The following is a 2,467-nucleotide window of genomic DNA, read 5'->3' on the forward strand; positions in this document are numbered from 1 at the left end:
TATTAGAGTCGATACCCATGTTGCCACGGGATACCTCTCCTTCAGAACGTAGCGTGAAAGTTTCCCCTCACTACGCTCCTGGTTCACATTTACTTAACAAGCCTTACCACCCTTTAATGGGCTGCTTGCCTTTCTGACTCTCACTTCACCGTGTATGGCTTGGTGTTGGTGACATTCTCGATGTAAAACTTCAAGATTGGACAGTTTCCAATTGATATGGTTTCCGTCTTGATGATGAATTTCTACTTTGTCCCCAGGATAGAACTTTAATCCACAGGAGGTACAGGTGTGTTTTTGTTTGCTCAGAAGATTGACAGTTATCCCGTTATAGTTAGCATTTTCCCGTTTTGACCAGTAAATTATGTCTCCATCAAACGGTGATTTATTCCCTTTTACTTTGATATGACTATTTACTTTCCATGAAATTTTGGGAAATGCTCGTTCAATAACCTTGTTGGTTTGGTGACGATTGTATCTGCCTTGCTTGCGTAGGAATTTCCATACCCATAATCTTAATGACCATAGGTAATCACCACTCATATCGCAGTATTTATGGTAGTTTCTCCATCCTCGAATAATGGAACCGCACTTATCGATTCTTTCCTCAAGATTAAATCGACTATCTTTCATCATTTCTTTGACTTTTGCCTTTACTTTCTTTGCAGATTTCTGACTAGGTGTAAAAATAAATTTGTCATTGGTTCTGACAGCAAGTGTCCATCCAAGGAAGTCGAAACTTTCTGTACTTTGTACTAATTTGGTTTTTGCTTCTTTTACATTTAACCCTCTTATTTCTAAGAATCGGTCAATTACTTCTCGCAAGGCTATGGCATCGTCTTGGGGCTTGAGAATAAACACTACGTCATCTGCATAGCGGAATCCGTTTATTGCGTCGATACCTCTTCCACCCCTGATACTTTTACATCTAACTTGGTGTCCAATATCTTCAAGTCCATGTAGGCTGATATTGGCAAGTAAGGGGCTGATCGTCCCGCCTTGAGGTGTTCCTGACTCTGAGATAGGGAACTCTCCTCTAACTCCGGCTTTGATAGCTCTGAAGAGTCCGGTTTTTGCTGCTCTTGGTAGTTGAACGCTTCGCATAATGAATTTGTGGTCGATAGCGTCGAAACACCGTTCGATGTCCAGTTCCAGGATTCTTTTCTCAATACCTTTTTTTCCAAGATTATCGAATATTCCTTTTTGAACATCGTGACAACTTCTACCAGGTCTAAAACCAAAAGAATTGGCATTAAAGATGGCTTCTGTTGCTGGTTCCAGAGCATACTTGAGAAGGCATTGATAGGCTCGTTCTGCTATGGTTGGTATTCCTAATCCGCGTTTTGTTCCATCAGCTTTGGGTATCCATACCCGTTTTAGGGGTTGATGCTGCCATTGCTTCCAGTTCTTAACTAGCACCTCAAAAAGGGCTAATCTTTGTGCAGTCTCAAGGGCTTTCTTTCCGTCCACCCCTGCGGTTTTTCTCCCCATATTTAGCTGAGTTACCTGTCGAATGGCAAGTAATTTAGCTGCTCTAGAGCTTAATAAAAGTTTCTGAAGTCTCCGAACTAATCGTAGATTTCCGTTCTTTTGAGCCTTGAAGATTCTTACTTGTAATCTGAAGACAATCTTTCTCAGCTTTCGCCAAGGGATTATTTTCCATTTATCGCGCTTGTTTTAATTCCGTCGTCATCACATGATTTACGCATTAAGAATCTGTCTATGTAAACCGCGCCCAGTTGTCCTCAAGTCCTTACCTTTCAGATTTTCGAGCGCATCTTACCAATTCCTCCCGCTCAACCTTATTTAAGGGCTTCACTTCTTCTCGGGGCGTATCCTAGATTCTCAGAAGAAGGTGTAAGGAACTGTTTTATTCGTTCCTCAGTTTAGTTATTTTGCGGTTTTAGGTTCCTTCAATTCACCCACCATTTCCCAGGCTTACAGATGTTAATCAGACACTCTGTGGGTATGTTCATCCTTATCGGATTATTTTGTGTGGTTATCTAATCTTTCGATTAGTGGACATTGGATGCTTTTTTAGAAGGTTCAGACTTAACTTAACCGTTACACGCTTACCTAACGGGTATCAACCTGTCATTTGACTTTACGGCTTCGTTTTTCCCGTCCTATTCCCAGCTTCATTTTCAGAGTTTTATTCTCTGTCTATGTGGGTAGGTCTGGCATCACTCCATCCCTAGAGGGTAGGACTTGCTTACTTTGAATTTTCGGCGCACCTACACTAAACTAAAGTTTTCCTTACTTTCTTTAAAGTTTCAATTGAAACTAAGGCGGTGTAAGGAATCTTATCCCCATAACTATTGTTATGTTTCAATGAAACGAGCCGCACCTGATTGCGCCCTGTTCCCCGCTTTACTCTACAAGAATCGAGCTTGTTCGGTAGAGGCAGATAGGGTGTCACGCCTGAACCTGGCGAGTAGGACTTTCACCTACATCAAACTGAGAGTTCAGC

The 2,467-nt window shown here is 41.7% G+C and carries 1 protein-coding gene; it reads right to left on the minus strand.

The window, feature by feature from the left end:
- Positions 1–93: 93 nt before the first annotated feature.
- Positions 94–1,653: a reverse transcriptase domain-containing protein gene (locus C7B70_RS25575; RefSeq protein WP_106371665.1), complete on the minus strand. Its 1,560-nt coding sequence runs from the start codon at positions 1,651–1,653 to the stop codon at positions 94–96.
- Positions 1,654–2,467: the final 814 nt, after the last annotated feature.

Origin of the sequence: Chlorogloea sp. CCALA 695 (assembly GCF_003003885.1) — a bacterium.
In the GTDB taxonomy this organism is placed as follows: domain Bacteria; phylum Cyanobacteriota; class Cyanobacteriia; order Cyanobacteriales; family Chroococcidiopsidaceae; genus Aliterella.